This window comes from Hahella sp. NS-SX17 (assembly GCF_057367735.1).
Genome location: NZ_CM170632.1, coordinates 2,950,488 through 2,971,148, shown reverse-complemented (window position 1 = coordinate 2,971,148; position 20,661 = coordinate 2,950,488). Strand labels below are relative to the sequence as shown.

At 54.5% G+C, this 20,661-nt stretch carries 14 protein-coding genes; 5 read left to right on the top strand and 9 right to left on the bottom strand.

Features of this window, described 5'->3' with window-relative positions; translation table 11 throughout:
• Positions 1 to 89: 89 nt before the first annotated feature.
• The 8 genes from AC2IBB_RS13455 to AC2IBB_RS13420 all read right to left on the bottom strand — a co-directional run bounded on the left by AC2IBB_RS13455 (position 90) and on the right by AC2IBB_RS13420 (position 11,954).
• On the bottom strand, positions 90 to 1,220 hold the full coding sequence (locus AC2IBB_RS13455) for a BaiN/RdsA family NAD(P)/FAD-dependent oxidoreductase (protein WP_486333959.1): 1,131 nt from the start codon (positions 1,218 to 1,220) through the stop codon (positions 90 to 92).
• Positions 1,221 to 1,394: 174 nt separating this feature from the next.
• The gene (locus tag AC2IBB_RS13450; RefSeq protein WP_486333346.1) at positions 1,395 to 2,597 is read right to left on the bottom strand and encodes an EAL domain-containing protein; all 1,203 of its coding nucleotides are present in this window, start codon (positions 2,595 to 2,597) and stop codon (positions 1,395 to 1,397) included.
• Between the two features lie 253 nt (positions 2,598 to 2,850).
• Positions 2,851 to 4,149 (bottom strand): sensor histidine kinase, encoded by a 1,299-nt coding sequence (locus AC2IBB_RS13445; protein WP_486333345.1) that lies wholly within the window; start codon positions 4,147 to 4,149, stop codon positions 2,851 to 2,853.
• Positions 4,146 to 4,847, bottom strand: a complete 702-nt coding sequence (locus AC2IBB_RS13440; protein ID WP_486333344.1) for a response regulator transcription factor — start codon at positions 4,845 to 4,847, stop codon at positions 4,146 to 4,148. The genes AC2IBB_RS13445 and AC2IBB_RS13440 overlap by 4 nt, the downstream gene beginning before the upstream one ends.
• Before the next feature lie 16 nt (positions 4,848 to 4,863).
• A complete protein-coding gene (locus tag AC2IBB_RS13435) occupies positions 4,864 to 8,049 on the bottom strand; it encodes an efflux RND transporter permease subunit (protein WP_486333343.1) in 3,186 nt (1,061 codons plus the stop codon).
• Positions 8,046 to 9,248, bottom strand: coding sequence for an efflux RND transporter periplasmic adaptor subunit (locus AC2IBB_RS13430; protein WP_486333342.1), 1,203 nt, complete (start codon positions 9,246 to 9,248; stop codon positions 8,046 to 8,048). The genes AC2IBB_RS13435 and AC2IBB_RS13430 overlap by 4 nt, the downstream gene beginning before the upstream one ends.
• Positions 9,245 to 10,513, bottom strand: coding sequence for a TolC family protein (locus AC2IBB_RS13425; RefSeq protein ID WP_486333341.1), 1,269 nt, complete (start codon positions 10,511 to 10,513; stop codon positions 9,245 to 9,247). The genes AC2IBB_RS13430 and AC2IBB_RS13425 overlap by 4 nt, the downstream gene beginning before the upstream one ends.
• Positions 10,514 to 11,219: 706 nt before the next feature.
• Entirely contained in the window at positions 11,220 to 11,954 is a 735-nt protein-coding gene (locus AC2IBB_RS13420; protein ID WP_486333340.1) for a hypothetical protein, read from the bottom strand.
• Positions 11,955 to 13,030: 1,076 nt separating this feature from the next.
• On the opposite strand from AC2IBB_RS13420, the gene AC2IBB_RS13415 reads away from it, so the two are divergent.
• Entirely contained in the window at positions 13,031 to 13,225 is a 195-nt protein-coding gene (locus AC2IBB_RS13415) for a hypothetical protein (RefSeq protein WP_486333339.1), read from the top strand.
• A 27-nt stretch (positions 13,226 to 13,252) separates the two neighbouring features.
• On the opposite strand, the gene AC2IBB_RS13410 is transcribed toward AC2IBB_RS13415, so the two are convergent.
• Positions 13,253 to 14,227, bottom strand: a complete 975-nt coding sequence (locus tag AC2IBB_RS13410; RefSeq protein WP_486333338.1) for a Sec-independent protein translocase family protein — start codon at positions 14,225 to 14,227, stop codon at positions 13,253 to 13,255.
• A gap of 348 nt (positions 14,228 to 14,575) precedes the next feature.
• Between AC2IBB_RS13410 and AC2IBB_RS13405 the strand changes: the two genes are divergently transcribed.
• From AC2IBB_RS13405 to AC2IBB_RS13390, 4 genes are all read left to right on the top strand, one after another.
• Positions 14,576 to 15,028 carry a response regulator gene (locus AC2IBB_RS13405; RefSeq protein WP_486333337.1) on the top strand — a complete coding sequence of 151 codons (453 nt, stop codon included), beginning with the start codon at positions 14,576 to 14,578 and terminating at the stop codon, positions 15,026 to 15,028.
• Positions 15,025 to 16,749 (top strand): putative bifunctional diguanylate cyclase/phosphodiesterase, encoded by a 1,725-nt coding sequence (locus AC2IBB_RS13400; RefSeq protein WP_486333336.1) that lies wholly within the window; start codon positions 15,025 to 15,027, stop codon positions 16,747 to 16,749. The genes AC2IBB_RS13405 and AC2IBB_RS13400 overlap by 4 nt, the downstream gene beginning before the upstream one ends.
• Before the next feature lie 46 nt (positions 16,750 to 16,795).
• A complete protein-coding gene (locus AC2IBB_RS13395; protein WP_486333335.1) occupies positions 16,796 to 18,835 on the top strand; it encodes a sensor histidine kinase in 2,040 nt (679 codons plus the stop codon).
• 159 nt (positions 18,836 to 18,994) lie between these two features.
• On the top strand, positions 18,995 to 20,617 hold the full coding sequence (locus tag AC2IBB_RS13390) for a CocE/NonD family hydrolase (protein WP_486333334.1): 1,623 nt from the start codon (positions 18,995 to 18,997) through the stop codon (positions 20,615 to 20,617).
• Positions 20,618 to 20,661 lie beyond the last annotated feature (44 nt).

Sequence of the window (20,661 nt, the reverse complement as noted above, 5' to 3'; positions counted from 1 at the left end):
AATAACCTACTCAGCTTATTCCGATCAAACCATTGGATAAAACACTGTAGAGTTGAGCAATTATCAATTTTCTCGCAGTGTACTCTAACTCAAACTTCCCCACCCGCAGCAAACCCAGACGCCCAGGCCCATTGGAAGTTGTGGCCGCCCAGGTGGCCGGTGACGTCGACGACTTCGCCGATGAAGTAGAGGTTGGGCATGTCTTTGGCGGCCATGGTTTTGGAGGAGAGGCAGTCGGTGTCGACGCCGCCCAAGGTGACTTCGGCGGTGCGATAGCCTTCGGTGCCGTTGGGTTTGATCTTCCAGCTTTTCAGAACGTCTGCGACTTCCTGCAGGCGTTGGTTGGAGCATTGCTGGAAGGTTTCGTTCCAGTTTTTCCATTCGGTGAAGATCTGCGCCACGCGCTTGGGGAGCTTCGCGTTGATATAGGTCTCCAGACGTTTATTGGGCGACTCCTGCCGCCAGGTTTTCAGCTCCGCCAGCACATCGTCGTCCGGCAGCAAATCGATTGTGAGTTCCTGACCAGGTTTCCAGAAACTGGAGATTTGCAACATGCTGGGGCCGCTGAGGCCGCGATGGGTGAACAGCATGGGTTCTTTGAAGGTCACGCCGTTAACGCTGACGGAGACCGGGCAACTGACGCCGGACAGCGGCGCAAAGCGCTGCAAATCGTCCGGCTGCAGCGTGAAGGGCGCCAGTCCCGCCCGAGTCGGCAATACCTTGAGGCCAAACTGTTCCGCGATTTTATAGCCGAAAGGCGATGCGCCCAGCGTGGGAATCGACAGCCCGCCGCTGGCGATCACCAACGACTCGCATTGAATAACGCTGCTTGAAGTTTGCAGACGGAAGCCGTCGCCGTCCTGCTCCACCGCATCGATGCTGCACTGCAGACGAATCTCCGCGCCGGCCCAGTCGCATTCGGTCAGCAGCATATTGAGAATATCTTTACTGCTCTCATTGCAAAACAACTGCCCAGGCGTTTTTTCATGATACTCAATGCCATGGCGTTCCACCCACTCCACAAAATGCTGAGGGGTATAGCGTCTTAGCGCAGAGATGCAGTAATGGGGATTGTTGGATAAATAGTTGGCCGGAGTGGAGTTCAGGTGGGTGAAGTTGCAGCGCCCTCCCCCGGACATAAGAATTTTCTTACCCGCTTTATTGGCGTGATCCAGCACCAGGACTTTCCTGCCGCGGTATCCTGCGGTAATCGCGCACATCAGACCGGCGGCGCCGGCGCCAATAATGACCACATCTACTTTTTCAACCACGAAAGACTCCACACTCACTGTCTGCAAACCAGCGCATTGTAAGCCCCTCAGAGCCTGCCGACTAATTTATTTATGTAGCCTCAACAGGGTATGAACTGGCGCAGAGAAGACTGAACGCCTCTGTTATTGACACAGGTAACGAATATCCGCCAACAAGGTGCGCTCGCTATCCAGCACTGTACTGATGGTCTGACACAAATAGCCGGTGTTGGTGTCCCGATAAGGGCGCGAGCTGATTACCCGCCGCTGCAATAACCGCTCAATCGCCAGCATCTGATAAAAATAGGGTCTGGCGGCCCAGTTCACTCCTTGATTGCCCCTGTGCTGTAGCCAGTGCGAGCCATCCCAGTCGATGTTAGGCGTGATCTGAACGCCAGTGTGGTCGCAGATATAAAAGCGTAAGAATCCTTCCGGCGGCGTCGGCAGCGCGCCCACGAAATTCTCATTGCGCAGCACGCAGTCCTTGATATCGAGCACGCACTTTTCCATTTGATGGATGTAGTAAATATGGCGACGCTCTTCCTCTACTTTGCGATGGATAAAACTCTCCAACAACATGCCGACTTTTGACTGCGGCGCATCCGGCGACAGAAAGCGCTCCAACGCCGGGTTGAAGATGTAACCCTGGATATAACGGGCGCCGCATTCCATGGCGAAACGAAACTCGTCCTCCGTCTCCACTCCTTCGCAGATGATCTGGCTGCCCGCCCGCTCAGCCAGGTAACCGACGGACTGCACCACTTCACCGGAAATGCCGCCGCGCGCTGCGCGCTTGAACAGGCGCATATCCAGCTTAATGAGGTCCGGCTCCAGAGAAATAATACGGTTCAACTGCGAATAGCCCGCGCCAAAATCATCAATGGCGATACGTAAACCTGCGCGCCGGTACTCAGCCACCTGCTCCACCAACGCCGCCTCATCGCCGCCATTTTCCGTGAACTCCACCACCACGCGCTGGGGATCAATGCCAGCTTCATGAATCATGCGGATAGTGGGAACCTGTTCTTCGTCGCCGTTTTTGCGCATCCATTCGGGGGAAATGTTAAGAGTGAGGAAACAATCGGGGGGAAGGGTTTGAGCTGTGTCTAGCGCCTGCTTGCGCACCATGCGGTCGATATTCAAAAGCCGCCGTCGGTCAACGCCGGGGTCAGAGAACAAGGGCCCGGCTGACGCCACCGTTCCGTCATCACGCCGGATGCGCGCCAGAGCCTCGTAACCGGCAACCATTCCCCGGTTAATATCAACGATAGGCTGAAAAAAAGGGAGGTACTGATTGCGTTCGGGTTGGACGCCATCATAGGGATCGTCCGAAATGCCGTCAGGCATTCCATCAGGGGCTCCGTCAGGACCTTTCCGCAAACTCGAGATGCGCTTCGCAACCGAATCCATTTTTACTCCGAAAGTAAAGAAGGAGGCCAGTAGTACAGCCGATTAGGTTAGGCCATTTGATCATAACCTACTGTAAACGTTTGAATATTTAGGTGTACTTTAGTAACTGCCACGCTGTTTGGGCAATTTATACTGTGTAACATCCATATTGCAAGGCGGCGCTCTGGCATCAGGAAAAAATAAACTCTATTTAATTAATTTTCTCTCCAAAGTTGAGCTTCACTCGCATTCCATCTGGGCGACGGTCAATCTGCAGCGTCCAGGCCATGGCTTCCGCAATTTGCTGACAGAGCTTTAAACCAATGCGGTTGCTTTCTTCCCTCTCGGCCGCCTCTGATGGGCCATCCACCTCTTCATCAATGTTATGGACGACCAGGCTTGTCTCACTCAAAGTCACTGTAACGACGCCCGCCGCAGTATGTTGAAACGCATTGCGAATCAGATTGGCGGAGATGATGGTCCAAGGCGTGATCGCTATCAGCGTCACCAGAGTTTCCGGCGCATCCAAGGTAGCCGACACCTGCTTGCTATGCAGCAGATAACGGTGGAAGTCGATCTGCTCCCGAATAGCCGACGCCAGATCTTCATTACGGCGAGGCGCGTCTTCCCGTTGCTCCCGCCCCAACCACAAAAGCGTTTCCGTCATGCTTTGCATGCCATAAACGGCCCGTTCTATACGCGCCAGCGACGGCGCCAGTTCGTCTGGGGGATTGCGGCGCTGTAACAGCTCGACATTGTTACGCACTACGGCGATAGGCGTACGCAGTTCATGACTGGCGTGACGTAGAAAGTCCTTCTCCCGCTGCAGGGCGGTGCGCAGTCGCGCGAAGGCGCTGTGCAGCTTTTCAGCGATATCAGAGAATTCAGCGAAGCCCATCCGCGGCGGCTTTTCCGTCAAGGTATCGAGGCTCAGGTTATGCGCCCAATGCGCCAGTCGATCCACACGGCGCCCCACATAAACCAAAAACAAATGAGTGAGAATAATCACACCCAGAATCACCGCAAGCGCCAGAATGATCTGACTCACGCGAATACGCCAAATCTGGTGGCGCACGTCATGCTGTAGCGCCCCCGGCGTGGGGTGCCGGGTAATGTAAAGCCACTCGTCGTTGGAGAGATGAAAGGGAAACAGGAAGTAGATATCCCCTGGCGCTTTCGGCTCCGACGTTTCATTACGAAACAGGACTTCGAGATTAGCGGAGACCAGTTCGGACTGAACAAGTCGCGACTGATAAGGCTCAGGTAAAGCAGGCCAGTCCCTGTAGGACTGCACATACAAACCGGACGGCAGTTCCGCCTCTGGATTCTTGGCGAGACGCTGATCGTAGTCCTGGGCCAGAAAATACATCTCCACCGTCATCGCCTGCTCCAGGCCGCGCCCGAAGTATTCTTTCAGCAACAGCGTGTAGATGATCACGATCAGGGTCGCGATTCCCAGCAGGTAGTAGCGAAAAACCCGTCTGACCCCGAACTCTTTAGCGAATTTCAAATCGCCTCCTCTGCGTCACGCTCCGTCTCACCGCAACGAACGCCCTGCCCCGGCACGGTATGGATCAGCGCATTAGCGAAGGGTTTGTCCACCGCCATGCGCAATTTGTACAAATGCACTTTGAATGCATTGCTGTCCGGCGGCGAATCAGGCCACAGCACTTGCTCCAGGTCGCTTTTACTCACCACGCCCGGACTGTGTCGCATCAACTTTTCCAGTAATTGCCACCCCGTGGGTGTGAGCGTTAACGTCTTGCCCTCGCGTCGCACTTGCCTCTGGTCAAGGTCCATCTGCAACGGCCCCACCGTCAGCAGACGCGCCTGGCCGCTACGGCGGCGGGACAGCGCCTGCAAGCGCACGATCAGTTCCGCAAAGGCGAATGGTTTCACCAGATAATCATCCGTGCCGGCGCGAAAGCCTTCCACCTTGTCGTCCAGAGTGTCTCTTGCGGTAAGCATGAGCACTGGAGTGTCCACGCCTTCCTCCCGCAGTTTGCGACACATGGCCAGGCCGTTCATACGCGGCATATTGATGTCCAGCAACATCACGTCATACGCGTTGGCGCGCGCCAGATTAATGCCTGCCACGCCGTTAGCGGCGTGATCGCAACTCATATTCTCCAGCGCCAGATAATCCAACACAGTGGTGGCCAGATCGATATCGTCCTCCACCAGCAGCACTCGCAAATGGCCGCTCATAATCACTTTCCCGTTCTTAGATCGCTGCATCGGGAGCGTTCAGGGTCGGACTGTCCGCGCCCCTGTCGCTCACCTCTTCACGTCGCCCGCCAAACAGGCTGCGCATATCTTCGCTGATGGCCAGCAATACTGGAATCAACACCAAAGTGATGACTGTTGCGAAAAGTATACCGTATCCTAGCGCCACCGCCGCCGGGATGAGGAATTGCGCCTGCACGGAGGTTTCATATATCAGCGGCGCCAGCCCCACAAAAGTGGTGCTTGAGGTCAGCAGTATTGCGCGCAGACGACTGGCGCAGGCGTGCTTTACCGCCTCTTTGACCGCCATGCCGCTTTTGCGGCCTTCGTTGAATTCGGCCACGACCAGCAGACTGTCATTCACCACGACGCCGGATAACGCCAGCACGCCAAACAGGGAAAGCAGGCTCATGGAAATTCCCACCATCCAGTGTCCAAGGATAGCTCCCACCACGCCAAACGGAATCGCCATCATGATGATCAAAGGCTGCCCGTAGGAGCGTAACGGAATCGCCAGCAATGCATAGATCCCGAACAACGCCAGCGCAAACGCCTTGATGAAGGAGGAACTCGTCTCCGCCTGCTCCGTCGCCTCACCGCCAAAATTTACTGTCAGACCGGGATAATCCAGCTGTAGTTTATGCAGTTCGCCGTTTTGTAGAGCCGTTAGAATTTCTTGAGGCGACGTGATGTTTTTGTCTACATCCGCGGTCACGACGGCCACCTGCTTACGATCCACCCGGGTAATTTCGTTGGCGACATAAGACGACTCCAATTTCGCTACGCTCAGCAACGGCAGCACACGTCCGTCGTCAGTGCGCACGCGGGCGTTGACCAAGTCATCCACATGACTGCGATCACTGGAGGGATAACGGATCTTCACTTTCACTTCGTCCTTGCCCCGTTGAAAGCTCTGCGCTTCATACCCCTGAAAGTTCTGCTGCACCTGTGCGGACAACTGCGCCGTGGTCAATCCAAGCGCGCGGCCGGAGTCGGTCAGTGACAGCGTAATCTGCGGTTGACCGACTTTGAGGGTGCTCTCCATATTCTCCACCCCGGCATACTCCTGCAACGCGGCGAGAAGTCGGTCATTAGCCAGCGTCAGGGTTTCGTTATCGTTGGAGGCCAGCTCAACGCGTAAATCCTCCGGTCCATCAAACGCGGTAATAAACTTCACTGCCCGTGCGCCTTCCACTGCGCCGACTTTCTTTTGCCACAGGGCCGCCACGTCGTCGATAGATAGAGCTCGCAGATTCTGCTCCGCCAATTCGGCGGTAATGGACACGTCGGTTTCCGACGCCACTCGCACCTGCAGATTGGCGATGATCGGCGTTTCCATCCGCCTGGACTCGATCAACTCGGCGTTCAAATCCTGCGCCGCCTGCTCAATGCGCAACGCCTCACGCTGGGTCAGGCCGTATCCGACATCGTCCTGCATGGTCAATTGCACGTTAATGACGTCCCCGGGCACATTGGGGAAAAATACAAAGCGCACCGCGCCGGACGGAATCAATCCGGCCACGACGATGAACAACGCCAGCATCGCCGCCAGCGTGGCGTAACGGTATTCCAACAGTACGTGCAAAGCGCGGCGATAATAGCGATGGGTGAAGCGCTCCAGGCCCTGGCGCACTTTTTCCTGCACCAATTCCAGGCAACGCGCGGCGAAATGCTTGCGCCCCTGCAGTTTCTTTTCCCGCACATGCGCCAGATGAGCCGGCAGAATCAGTTTGGATTCGATCAGGGAGAACACCAGGCAGAAGATCACCACGATGCCGAACTGGGCGAACAGTTGCCCCATTTTGCCTTCCACCAATTGTAGCCCGGCGAACGCCACGATCGTGGTCAGCACGCCAAAGGTGGCGGGAACCAGTACGCGCTGCACGCCGCGAATGGTGCTGGCGACACTGGCGCCGCGCTGACTTTGTTCAGTGTGAATGCTTTCGCCGATGACGACCGCGTCATCCACCACAATGCCCAGCGCCATGATGAAGCCAAACGTGGTGAGCGAATTAATAGTCATGGCGGACAGCCCATCCCCCATCAGAAAAACCGCGCCGGCAATGGAAATCGGTATGCCTGCAGCGACCCACATGGCCACACGGAAGTTCAGAAACAACGCCAGCAGAACCAGCACCAGCAGAATTCCCTGCAGGCTGTTCTTGTACATCAGGTTCAAACGATCCGCGATGGCGCTGCTTTTATCGTACCAGGCAGCAGTGGAGACGCCTTCCGGCAATGTGTCGCGAAATGCTTTCGTGATCTGCTCCGCCCGCTCCGACACGTTCATTATGTCGGAATCGCCGACCATCTCCACTTTCAGCGCGATGGAGGGCTCGCCGTTGAAGCGGGACAGCACCGGCGTGTCGTCGTAGGCGTCATTGACCTCGGCGATGTCTCCCAAAGTGACGCGCGCGCCGTTGACCTGCTCTTTCACCACAATGCTTTCAAAGTCGCGACGACGGTACTTCTGATCATCCGCTTTGATAACCAGATAACCGTCCGCGCTACGCAGTTCGCCGCCGCTGCGAATTAACGACGAGGCGTTGATCGCATTGGACACGTCCGCCAGGGTCAAACCGTAAGATTGCAGGCGGCTTTCACTGATTTCCACTGTAATTTCAGGCGTACGGTCGCCATAGGTCGTCACACGTTTGATTTCAGAATCAGCGAGCAACTCATCCCTTAATTGGTCCGCCAGATCCTGCAGTACATCCTGATCCGCATCGCCATAGAGCTGCGCCCAGATCGCATGATCCACACGCTCCGCCTGGCTGATGACGGGCTTCTCCGCCGCCTCTGGCAGGTTCTTGATAGCGTCCACGCGGATTTTTACGTCCTGATTGAGCTTATCGAGGTCGTAGTCGCTCTCTTTCTCAATGGTCACTGTCACGGAGGAAGTGGAAGACTGGCTGGTAATCTGTTTGATGCCCTGCACGCTTTGCAGAGCCTCTTCGATCTTGATGGCGACGCCCTCTTCCGCCGCTTTGGCGGAGCCGCTGGAATAGCTGACGCTGACAGTGACTTCATCTGGCGGAAAGGAAGGAAAACCTTCCTTGCGCAATTCAAAGGCGGTTACCACGCCCGCCAACAGGATCACCGCCATCAACAAGTTGGCGGCGACGGGGTTACGTACAAACCAGGCGACCCAGCCGCCGCCGGCGTTGAACTGTTTGGAGCTCATTGCGCCGCCTCCCGCACCGGGTGGACTTGGGCGCCAGGCGCGTAACCCGCCAACGGATTGCGAACCACCGCCAAGGTCGCGGCGCTTTCCGCTTTCACGTAGATGGATTCGTCTCCGGCGAACAGGATTTCCGGCGTTTCCCGAACCAGCTTGTCACTCGGGTCCACATACCACAGGTAACCGCCTGCGGTGATCGCCGATGCTGGCACTTTCAACACATCGATCATATCGGCGCCACGAATGTCTGCTTCGACAAAAGCGCCAGGCAGCAAAGCGTTATCCTGCTGCAGGGGGCGCTGTACTTCCACCAGCAGTCCACGCAAACGAGTGGTCGTGTCGATGTAGTTATCCAGCCCCACTACCTGCGCGCTCCAGGTTGCGGCGTTATCGTCGATGGAGCGCAAGATGACCGTTTCCGGCAACTCCTGTTGCAGCAGCCCCCACTGTTGCTGGGTCAGGGACAGACGCACTTGAATCGCTTCTACGGAATACAACGTCCCGGCTTCAGCGCCCACATTGACGTAATCCCCCAAGGCGACGTTACGATTGACCACCACGCCATCGAATGGCGCAATCACCCGCGTGCGCTCCAGGTTTTTACTCGCCTGTTCCACCGCCGCCTGCGCCGCCGCGAACTTAGCCTTGGCGCTGGCCAATTGCGGCTTGCGCAAAGTCAGGTCGGACGCTGGCGTTTTTATACCGGAACGCTTCCAGTCTCTTTCCGCCTGCTCGGCTTCGCGCTGCTCCTGCTGCAAGCCGTAGTCGGCCTCGGCGAGAGCCTGCCTGGCGCTGGCGAGCGCCGAGCGATAATCGGTAGCGTCGATGACGAACAGCAATTCTCCCTTGGCGACTTGCGCTCCTGCGGTGAACGCTTTTCCCACTTCTGTCACTTTTCCGGCCACATCCGCTTTTACCTTCAGCTCATACTCCGGGGTCGCTTCTCCATTCAGGGTCAACTGATAGGGATAGGCGCCAGGAGCGCTGTCGACCACAGTCACTGCGGGCAGGCTTTGATGCTTTTCACTCGGCATCGGCGCTGGCTTGTTGTTAATGGCGTATGCAGTCGCCCACAACGCCAGAGGAATTGTGGTCAGCGCCAACAGAGACACCCAGATTTTTCTTCCTCGACGAGCTTTAACATCCGTATTTGAAGAACTGCTTACAGCGTTTTCAGCGGAAGGTTTTACAATCGCGTTCATAGTGTCAGTCCAAGGGCGAGGCCCAGTGTAATTCGGTTGCTCATACGGTCGCTGCGCGCCGCCAGAAGCTGGGTCTGGGCGTCGAACAGGCTGCGCTGCGCCTGCAGAAGGTCAGTGATGTCCGCCAGCCCCTGGGAGTACAGTTCCTGATAGTGGCTGAGGCTGGATTCGGCGTGTTCCCTGGCGCTTTGATAGTGGGTTTGCTGAGCGCTCAAGCGACGTTCGCTTTCCAATGCGCTTTCCACTTCATTGAGGGCGTTCAGCAGGGTGTCCCGATAGTTCCACCACGCCCGCTCCGCCACACTGGCCTGTGCGTCTGCATTAGCTTTGATTTTTCCGCCGTTAAACAAAGGCGCCGTCATTGAACCAAGCAGGCTCCAGGCCGGACTTTGCTGGAACAGGTCGCTTACGCGCTCTCCGCTGTCGGATAAAGAAGCAGACAGGGAAAAACCAGGCAGCAGGTTCTTGTAGGCTGCGCTGGCGCGAGCGTCTTCCGCCAGAATTCGACGATAGGCGGCCTGCAAATCCGGCCGCGCGCCGATTACCTGCATAGGCGTATCCGCCTGAGGCAATGTCACCTCCGGCAGGATTTCCGCGGTTTGATTCGGCGTTTGCGGCAACCGTCCTAAAAGCACATTCAGCGTACGCAGGCGGTCATGATAGGTCTGGCTCAGTTGCTCCAGCTGAGCTTTGGCGTTGGCGGTGGATAAACGCGCCGCATCCAGATCGGCGAGGTCGCCAAGTCCGCTCTGAAACCGCTCCAGGATGGTGGTTTCGGTGAGTTGCAGGCTGTCTATACGCGCTTGCTGAATAGCAAGCCGGCTCTGATCAGAGGACAAAGCAATCCAGGTTTGCATTACCTGCGCCGCCAGGGAGGCTTTGGCTGCATTCAAGTCTTCTTCCGCGGCGGCATAGTCTTCCCGCGCAGCGTTGCTTTGATCGCTGAGACGCCCCCAGATATCCAGCTCCCAGGACAGGTTCAGGCCGGCCGAGTATGTGCTGTGGGCGTCCACCTCGTCGCTTCCTGAGCGCTCGCCTTTGGCGCTGGCGGACACTTCGGGTATGCGGGAAGCGTTCTGCGCCGTCAGACTGAACCCGCTTTCACGCAAACGCAGCGCCGTCTGCCGCAGGTCAGGGTTGGCCTGCATGGCCTCTTGCAAAATGCCTTGTAACTGCGCGTCGGCAATCAGGTCTGTCAGACTCTCCAGCGAAACGCCCTCACCCAGCGCCTGATCCCAGGCGGCGGGGGGTTCTATATTTTCCAAGTTGCTTGCCTGCTTAACCGGCGTCAAACTGCAGGCGGTCAACGACAGTAGCAGCGCAGGAATAATGCATCGTTTGAATTGAAATACTACGGACAATTTCGTCGACCCCGATAAGATTGATACGACAGTTGCGACATCCTATCGGGAAACGGGTTAACGGCCGGTTAACACCGGCGTGTACGCTGGGACGCTCGCGGTGACGCAGGTTATGCTGATCAATTTCATCGTTGCGGCGGGCCGACCGGTTTTTTCATCGCTTACGCATAAGAATTACAGGGTCTTCACAAGAAAATGAAGCCTCATGGGCAGGATTACGGAACCTGAGTTCCGTTCCAGATAGGTCGACTGAACAAACTGGCGCCCTTTTAAAGTCAGGGCCCAGCGGGTTCATCTTAGATGCTCTATACCGTTGCAAAAGGCGCATGGGGCAGGCAAATCACACTATGCGGTGAATAATTGACCATATTTTTCTGCCGTGAGAAGTGAAAATGGCGCTCAATATCTCAAATTCGCGGCTTTACCCTCTATGCTTTGGCTTCCAGGGATTCACTGCTACAGAGTATTTCTCTAAGATCGTACTTTTAGCAATTTACTGCCATTTATATAAGATTTCAGGCAAGAAACGAAGTACGATTTCCCTGCTATTCAGCCCAAGAAAAAGCCCTGTATTCACAGGGCGCATATGACTGGACTCACAGATAAAACATCAAACCCTATACTTATTCTTTTCTTCTTGTGCACTTGGAGAGAATTTTATATATATGTTGTTAACAAACTCATTCATGGCTTTGGTGACGGCACTATCAATATCGTGTTTTGGGTCGAAGTAGCTCCTCAGGTTCCCACCCGCACGAAATGTAACACTCAAAATATGATCGTCTGATACAGGTGTACACCAAGTCTTTTCAGGAGTTTCAGCAACGGGTTGACCTACTTCGTAATACACCCAATTAAGTCCATTTATATTCATTATTTTTAAGTCATCTTTTGTTTTTGGATATCGCCACAAACTTCGTCTGGGGTCAAAGTTGCAATAACTATCACGATTTCGGAGCATTTCCTCATTTCTCCCCCCCAGACTATCTTCACAAGTATCGAAGACCCAATGGTTCTGGGCGTTAGAACAAAACAAAGAATCGTTCTCGCTGTTATTCGGCATCCTACGCTGCAAAATCATTTGCATCACAACATAGCCTAGCATTCCATCCCCACCAAAGAGGGAATCCCAAAATCCCCATCCAGTTCTCGCCAAAATAAGCGTCATTCCCTTGTTATTAGGCCAAATATCAAAGTTGTCTATCTTGTATATATCTAAGTGTTCAGGAGGATCTTCACAAGAAAATGGTACCTCATGGGCAGGATTACGGAACCTGAGTTCCGTTCCAGATAGGTCGACTGAACTAACTGGAGCCCTTTTAAAGTCAGGGCCCAGCGGGTTCATCTTAGATGCTCTATACCGTTGCAAAAGGCGCATGGGACTGTGCTCTAATTACTTTCACCAAGTTAAAAAACGACTTCACTGAGCCATGATGCTTCGAAACATGTATGTTAAAGCTAGCTGTATCTTTAAATGGATGCATATGGGGGTTAAGGTTATGATCAAGTACCCCTTGGCAACTAGCAACCATATTCCGAGTAGCTTGTGCTGAACGCCATAATACAGTTAAACCTGCCAAGGAGGCAGGAGAAATATCCGACAATACAGCCACGCGGCATAAAGCGCTAGCTTTAGAGAAAAGCTGTCATTCAATTTGGAAAAAGTTTTATTCAGACCAACCATCAGATCGTCTGTCATTGTGGTTCACTGACAGGCTGGAGAGTTGTTATCTGTTAATGGATATTTTGTAGTTGCTCAGTGGAACAATCGCCGTACGCCGGATTGCTCTTGTTCCCATGTTCTCGCTGATAAATAACGTTTCTTGCCAGCGAGCATTTTTTCTCGACCACCCTTCAGAGTGAAAATTTCAAACCATAATAAGATTCCCTAACAGCGCTGCTGGTAAGCGGCGCTCTGAATTATTGATGCATTCACAAAATGCAGTCCATCGGCGGACGCGCCTCGAACGATAACAAGCACCGCCTGGAGCAGGCATATGGAAACCATAGACTGCATCGCCTTTAGCTCTTCATCGCAACACCACTCTGAATTCAGTTGTATTATTCCTGAGCTGGGCTAGTGTCCTCAATTTGTGGCTGGTGACGCCTGGCTGAATCAACGCCCGCCTTGCTCCAGCGCTATAACCCTGTTTTTACTGGCAGCTCAAACCTGTCCCAAAGACGCTATTATCTCCGCCCTGACGCCGGACCAACGCGGCCGCAGTCTATGTGTTTCCAGCTCCGACGCGGGGGTTGGGACGCGAGCTTCATGCAGCGTTTCAACGAGTTCGTGCGCTGGCCCTGCCACAAACCGGAACTTGTCTACGTCTGAAGCGATTGCGTCATCGAGAAGACGCTGAAAACAGTCCCCAAGACTCCAACGGGGAAACGGCTTTGTGGGACCAGTTTGACGCGTTAAATATGATAGGACGCTCTGCTTCTTTTACCGCCGACGGTAAAGAGATGGCGGCGCGGGCGATCCACTATCTGAGCGAGCATCGCCAGTTCCCATTTATTCCCATCAATGGCAGCGGGAGTATCTGCTCAGCGACGGCGCGGAGCCGCAATTTTCACCGCCCTCGTCTTCGAACGCAGCAGCGCCAACGGTTGAAGTAAGTTTCGAAACCCAGAGCTTCAATGACGTTATTTGCGGCGGGCGTCGCGTTTCTTCTTACGCAAGTCTTTCCAGCCTACGCTCCAAGGCGTATTCAGCCACTCGACAAAACGCCCCATCACTCCTGAGGGACGCTTGGGCGACGCTTCCGGCGAAGGAGCCTCTTTGGCGGCCGGATTCTTGGCTTTTTCCGCTACAGATTCCTTGGTCTCGCGCTCTTTGGCTTTCAATTCCTTTTCCTGCGCCGTCTCTTTTTCTTCCGCATTCTTCGTCATTGCGCCTGGTCTGGGCGCGTCCAGCTCGATCTCTTCAATAGGCGTGGGTAAATCCGCCAGACTTTTACCCGCCTGAATATGTTCCAGGTTTTCCAACAGCGCGTTGTCCACCGCTTCCAGCACCTTTCTCTGCATTGCAGTGCATGTAGGATTGCGCAGCATGACGCCAATATCCTCATGCATACCGACCATCTGTTCTTCCGCCTGCTTACGACAGCTTTTTTCCTGCTCGCAAACCCGACTCAAACGCTGTTTGATATCCTCTACAGGCAGACTGATTTTCAATGGCGCGATTTTTATACCGCGCCTTTCCAGCAGCACCCGCATGGCGATAGAGGTCCGTGCGTAACGGCTGAAATCCCCTACCACCAGATTGATTTCCTCAAACTTTTCGTCAACCGCCTCCTCGGAATCCACCAATTGCAGCGCCATCTCCGTCACCCGCCCCAAATTGCGCTGTACATGATCGTCCAGATTGCCCAGGCGGACTTTTACTTCAGAGTCAGGCAGATTACGGACTTTTCGCCCTAGTGATTCAAAGGATTTCAACGCAGAGGTGGACAACGTCATCTTCTTGGCGCCCAACTGCAGCACCGCCTGGAAGCTTTGACGCAACTTCTCAAGGGAGGAAGTCGCTCTCACCAAGCGCAATAACGCGGACCGCTTTTTCTCCAACACAGAAATCTGTTTGGTGATGGAAGCGGAGCCGGAGGTCGTGGATTCAGTCACACAATGTCCCGGATATCTGTTTTTATGATTGGTCTTGCTTAGGCATAGTGATTTGCGCCCGACGCCAGGCCGACTTTGAAAGACGCAGCCTGGGAATGTGCAACACTTTCATTTCCAGACAATTATCAGTTTAGACCACTGCCAAAATGACGCGAGACTTATCGCGAAGCCCATACGCTCGGGCGCGGCTGCAGGCGACTCAGAGACCAGACGGAGCGTCTTTGCAGTTTTGTAATAAAAATGAACCGCTTGCACTTACGCCAAACAGCGACTATTTGTCTATAGTGGTACGATGAGAAGCGGCGTTCTCAACCAGCAGGGAAACTCTATTTTCTCAAGGCGGGAGTCATGACAGGAAACCAGTCCACCCGACTTATTCTGGTGGTCGAAGATAGCATGGATGATTATGCCGCCATGCAACGCGCCTTCACCAAAGCAGGATTAATCAACCCCATCGTCCATTGCCAGTTGGGAGAAGAGGCCCTGGACTATCTGTTCGCCCGCAATCGCTTTAAGGACAGAGGGGAGCTCCCGGCGTTGATTCTATTAGACCTGAATCTACCTGGCATCGATGGCTTTGAAGTCCTGAAACAGGTCAAAAGCGACGCAGAGTTATGTCGCATTCCCGTCATCGTCCTCACCACATCCAGCGATGAAAGGGACATCGCCCGCTGTTACCTTTCTGGAGCGAATACCTACGTCTGCAAGCCGGTCAACCTTTCCGGCTTGATTCGGGCTGTCAGCGAGCTCAAACAGTACTGGTTTGAAATAGCAGTTCTTCCACGCGGCAACGAGGCATGAATGGAATGCGCGGCGACACATCTCTGTTGATCATCGAAGATTCAGCCGACGATCGCTATCTTTACCGAAGATTACTGGCCAAGTATCAAGAACCCTTCTCCTGTATTGAAGAAGTGGAAAGCGCGGAAGCCGCGTTGGAAATCCTGCAACACCATCGTCCAATATGCTGCCTGCTCGATTATCAATTGCCGGGCATGGACGGCCTGACCTTCCTGCGCAAACTGAAGAAACTGTGGATTGACGACATGATTCCGGTGGTCGTGCTGACTGGACAGGGCGACGAATCCATCGCGGTCCAGCTCATGCGCAACGGCGCTCACGACTATCTGGTGAAAGGCGACCTGACTGCAGAGTCGCTGCATCGGGCTATTGGCAATGCCGTACGCACCTGCAGCCTGCAGCATCAACTGAACTACATGGCGCACTTTGACGCGTTGACCGGACTGCTTAACCGGGCCCTGTTTCTCGACCGCCTGCAATTGGCCATCAAAAAGGCGGAGCGCAATAACTATGAATGCAGCTTGTTCTATCTGGACCTGGATCATTTCAAGCCTGTTAACGATTCACTGGGCCACGACGCCGGCGACACCTTGCTACAAGCCGTGGCGAGTCGCATCAAGTCAGTAGTGCGGGAAACCGACAGCGTAGCCCGCATTGGCGGCGACGAGTTCGTCGTACTGCTGGAAAACGTCGATGTCAACATTACCCGCAGCGTCGCTGAAAAGCTCCTTGAGGAAGTTAACCGCCCCACTCATATCGCCGAACATGAGGTGGCTGTTAGTTCATCCATCGGCATCGCCCGTTACCCCGCTACCGCCAGAACGGCGCAGGAACTGCTCAAACACGCGGACCTCGCCCTCTACGCAGCGAAAGGACGCGGACGCTCCACCTATCATGAATTTTCTCAATCGCAGAAAGAGATCTGGCAGCGCAAGCAAGCGCTGGAGGCGGCGTTACCCAAGGCGATAGAAAAGGGAGAACTACAACCCTACTTCCAGCCTATCGTCGATATTCCCCAAGAAAACCTGCGTGGGTTTGAATTATTAAGCCGTTGGCCAACGCCAGATTATCCCAACATCCAGGCCATGGAGCTGATCCAAATGGTGGAAAGTCTGGGCCTGATGGAGCCGTTCAATGAATGGCTGATCGACGAGGTATGCCGCAAGGCGGTGCTGTGGACGAAGGAATTCCCGAAGATTTCACTGTCCATCAACATGCCGGCCAATCAGTTCCATAACAGTTACCTGGTGGACATGTTCCGCAATAAGCTGAATCGCTACCCGGTCGACCCTTCCGTAATCGAGCTGGAGATTACGGAAACGACCCTGATGCGTCAGCCTGACGCCAGCATACGCCTGCTCAACAATCTGCATGAGTTGGGAATGCGCATCGCTGTGGACGATTTCGGCACCGGCTATAGTTCTCTGGCGTACCTTACCCGCCTGCCCATCGACATCTTGAAAATCGATAAGTGCTTCTTTCTGGAAGCGCAACACGATGAACGCAACAAGAAAGTCATCGAAACCGTCGTCGCTCTCGGGCACCACCTGGGGTTGAAGGTCACTGCGGAAGGCATCGAAAGCGAGAAGCAGTGGAATGAGGCGAAGAAATCTCGGTGCGACCTGGCTCAAGGCTTTCTGTTCGGCAAACCGACGCCCTGTGACGGCCTGTCTTTAAAGGAATTCATGGACCACTTCCCGCGTATTCAGCAAAAAGGCTGAAACCCTCCTGAATACGTCGTTCAACGCGTTTATGGAGTAAACCCCAATGTCAATTATCGACCGGCTTCTTTCCGGCGACTACATGCCCCATGGCCATTGCCTGCTCTGGCAGAACGATCTGCTGATCATGCATGTGGGGTCAGATCTGATCATCGCCGTTTCCTACTTCAGCATTCCCTTGACCTTGCTGTATTACATTTATCGCAAACGGCAATTCGAGCTGAACTGGACCCTCGCCCTGTTCGCCTGCTTCATCCTGTTTTGCGGCATGACTCACGTCATTGAAATCGTCAATATCTGGAACGGCTATTACTATGCGGAAGGCGTCGTCAAAGTCGCCACCGCCCTGGTTTCCGCAATCACCGCTATCGTGATTTGGCCGCTGCTGCCGAAAATAACGCAACTCCCCTCTATAAACGAATGGCGCGAACTTACCGACAGTCTGCAAAACAAACTCGCTCTGAGCAGCCTGCGCAGCGATGAGCTGACCCAGGTGAAGGCTTATCTGGAAGAAGAAGTGGCGCAGCGTACGGCGGAATTACAGAACCTCAACCGCCGCCTGGAGAGGGAAAACATAGAACGCAGGCTGGCGGAAGAGCGCGCCAATACGATCAGCAACGCCGTCGGCTACGGCCTGGTGGTGGTGAACAATGACGGCCTGATTCAATCATTCAATTCCGTTCTCACAGAAATGCTGGGGTACTCAAAAGAAGAACTGCTGGACCAGCCAATTGAACTATTGCTGCCGGAAAGCATCCGACATCAACACCAGATCCAGCGCAATGCTTATCTGAAACGCCCGGAAACCCGGAAGATGGGGGTCGGAAGAGACCTGTGGGCGCGGCATAAAAACGGCGGACAGATTCCCGTAGAGGTGGGCCTGACCGCAGTGCATGAGCATGACAGCCACACCATTATCGCCACAGTCATAGACATCACCGAACGCAAACGCATGCAGGAGCAAATAGAGCAGGCGCACCAGAAATATATCCGCGAAACCAATGAAATCCAAAAAGCGCTGAAAGAAAGCGAGGCGAAGTTCCGCACTATCGCAGAGACTCTGCCCGGCGTCGTCTGGATGTCAGCCCCTGGGATTGATCGCATTTACTTCATCAACCGCCGTTATGAGGAAATCTGGGGGCGCAGTTGCCAGTCGCTCTATGAAAATCCCAGAACCTTTATCGACGCCATCGTCCCAGAAGACCGCGACCGTATCCTCAAGGGACTGGAACGCCATAAACAAGGCGAATGGTCGCACAGCTACCGCATCATCGACGCATGGGGATCTCTGCGTTATATCGAAGACAAAGGCCATGGCGTGCTTGATGACGATGGACGGCTTATCTGTCTGATCGGCATGGCGTCGGACGTCACGGAGCAGATCAAGCATAAAGAGGCGCTACTGCGCTCCAATCAAGAGCTGGATGATTTTGCGTACATTGCCTCCCATGACCTGAAGGAGCCGTTACGGGGCATCAGTAATTACGCATCTTTTCTGATCGAAGATTACCAAGACAAGTTGGACGACAGCGGACGCCAGATGCTCCAAAGTCTGGTGCGCCTGACCAGCCGCATGGAGCGCTTGATTACGGAGTTGCTGCACTACTCCCGACTGGGAAGAACCGATCTGTCCATAGAAAGTTGCAATCTCAATACCGTGGTCACCGAGGTGATTGAGACGCTGGAGCCGCGCCTGAATGAACTAGGCGTCAGTTGCCGCACAGCCAACAAGCTGCCTGAAATCAAATGCGACCGCGTAAGGGTCGCGGAAGTGTTCCGCAATCTCATCACTAACGCCATGAAATACAATGACAAAGAGGACAAGTGGATCACCGTGGGTAGTTTCGAGGAAAACTCTCAGGATGTTTTTTACGTGAAAGACAATGGCATTGGCATCAGTTCCAATCTGCATGAAAAAATCTTCAAGATATTCAAACGCCTGCATCCTCAGGATAAATACGGCGGCACTGGCGTGGGGCTGACTATCGTGAAAAAGATCGTAGAACGCCACGGCGGCAGAGTCTGGCTAGACTCCTCTACCGGCGAAGGCACTACGTTTTATTTCACTCTGGACAATCACAACTGACATTAACGCAGTTCACAAAAACGCGCGCCCTCACCCGTTCGGGTGAAATGAACGACGTTTAATTATGGAATACTTTGTCAGATCTTCCTCCGTTAAAGGAGTGCGTTAGCGTAGGAGGAGCAACTACAAAACAAAAATAACATGACAAGGATACTCCCCATGAACGTCACGTTGCGATCCGTTCTGTTATGGACTCTGCTTACGCTCGGTTGGCCCTGCCTCGCCAGCGCCAATATCTGCGTCAACTTCGACCTGCCCGATCACGCGAATTACCATTTCAACGATCATATCAAGGTCACCGCTAACGACGGCCTTACACTCGACGCCAACCTGTTCACGCCTCGCACGCCGCCCCCTGCGAATGGCTACCCCACAGTCATATTTATCAACAGCTGGGTGCTGGACGAGCACGAATATTTCCTGCAGGCGGCGAAATACGCAGAAAGAGGTTATCAGGCCTTGAGCTACAGCTCCCGAGGCTGGGGCTGCTCCGAAGGGATGGTGGACGTCGCCGGCCCCAACGACATGGCGGACCTGTCCGCCATGGTGGACTGGCTGCTGGCCAATACCCAGGCCGACCCCAACGCTATTGGCGTCACTGGCATTTCCTACGGCTCAGGCATTGGTCTGTTAGGTTTAGCCCATGAGCCGCGCATCAAAACCGCTGTCGCCATGAGCACCTGGGGAGATCTGGTGGAGTCGCTGTATGCGCAGCAAACACCGCGTTTATTCTGGGGCTTTTTTCTGGTCTCCAGTGGCTTAATCACCGCCAGTATGGACCCCGTCATCGCGCAGAACTATCGTAATCTGGTGGAGCACAGGAGTATCCCGGAGACTATGGCCTGGGGTTATGAGCGTTCGCCATCCCGCGTTATAGAGCAGATCAACGCTCGCCAGGCGCCGGTTTATCTGGCCAACAGCTTCGGCGACAACCTGTTCCAGCCTAACAATCTGCTGCGCTTCTTCGAACAGCTCAGCGGTCCCAAACGTCTGGATCTGAATCAGGGCACACACGCTTCCGCAGAAGGTCTCGGTTTGCTTGGCATTCCCAACTATACCTGGGACAACGCAAGAGACTGGTTTGACTATTGGCTGAAAGGCGAAAATACCGGCATCATGGCGCGCCCTCCACTGACCATGCTGACCGACCTCAAACACAAGCGGGAAGAATACGCCGCCTGGCCCATTCCTGGCGCGCAAACACGCACACTGTATATGCATCCTAGAGGACTGCTCAGCAACGGCGGCTTATCAGAAGCGCAATACGACTCCTGGTTGATCCGCACCAACACTATCTACTCAGGACTCGACTCTGGCGCCAGCACCGGCATTCCTCTCCTGTCCGCGCTGCTGGATGGACTGGGCCTGCCTGTTTACGCATCCATGCCGCTGATCAATCGCGTTCATGGCATCGTTTATCAAAGCAGCGCGCTATCGGAAACCCTGAAAATCCGAGGGATGGCGAAGGTACATCTAAATATCGAGCCCAGCCATGGCAAAGTGCAATTGAACGCTTATTTGTATGATGTCGATGGGTTCGGGATTGGCAAACTGATTACCCACGCGCCAGCCACACTGCATGACGCAGCTCCATGGCGAGAGCAGCGCCTCGCCATGGAGCTGACGGCGGCGGCTTACGATGTGCCCGCTGGACACCGCATCGCCATTGCCTTCGATACTTTCGACATCCTGTACGGTCCGCCCACGCTGGCGCCTTACGCCATCAGCTTTCGGCACAGCAACGCAGCCCAATCCTATCTGGAGCTGCCGGAGGCGCCCTGACGCCACTTACTCCTTTCGCGAACGAATCCGGTCCTTATGGGGCC